Origin of the sequence: Sulfitobacter sp. HI0040, assembly GCF_001634885.1 — a bacterium.
Taxonomy (GTDB): domain Bacteria; phylum Pseudomonadota; class Alphaproteobacteria; order Rhodobacterales; family Rhodobacteraceae; genus Sulfitobacter.
The window spans coordinates 1-623 of the sequence record NZ_LWEX01000459.1; the positions used below are offsets into that span (position 1 = coordinate 1).

Consider the following 623-nt stretch of genomic DNA (forward strand, 5'->3'; position numbering starts at 1 on the left):
GCCCGGCTTGTGAACTCCGTGCCGTAGCACGTCGGGAAGAGGCGCTTGTTTGAGGTTATGGCCATGCGCGCAGCCCTCAGATAGCGACGCGGGTGGCCATAACCGGGTCTCAGGTCTCAACAGTGGTTTTGCACAAACCACACCGCTGAGGAGACCGGCTATGACCGCCACCGATACTACTGCCTCGACCTTGTTGGTCGCCATCGACATTTCCAAGCACCGCCACGAGGTGCTGATTGGCGTACCTGGCAAGAAGCGCCGCCGTCGATTGACGATCACGAACACGCTCGACGACTTTCGGCGCTTGGCCGCCATTCTTATGGACTACGGTCTGCCCGTGAGGATCGGCTTCGAGGCAACCGGCAACTACCATCGGCCATTGGCGCATCATCTCGGCCAGGCCGGGTTCGATCTGAAGCTCGTGTCCTCTGTGGGTTTGGCCCGGACGCGCGAAGCTCTGCACAACAGCTGGGACAAGAACGATCCGAAGGACGCCCAGGTGATCCTGCACATGCTGGAGATCGGCGCGGTGCAATTCTTCCACGATCCGCTGGTCACTGGCACTGCCGACATCCAGGAACTGTCGAAGACGCACGAGATCGTCTCGCGCTCGAAGACCGAGC

General features: G+C 60.8%; 1 protein-coding gene. It reads left to right on the top strand.

The window, feature by feature from the left end; all coding sequences use genetic code 11:
* Positions 1-160: 160 nt before the first annotated feature.
* The coding region (locus A3728_RS18985; protein ID WP_150120887.1) for an IS110 family transposase at positions 161-623 on the top strand (463 nt) is incomplete at its 3' end.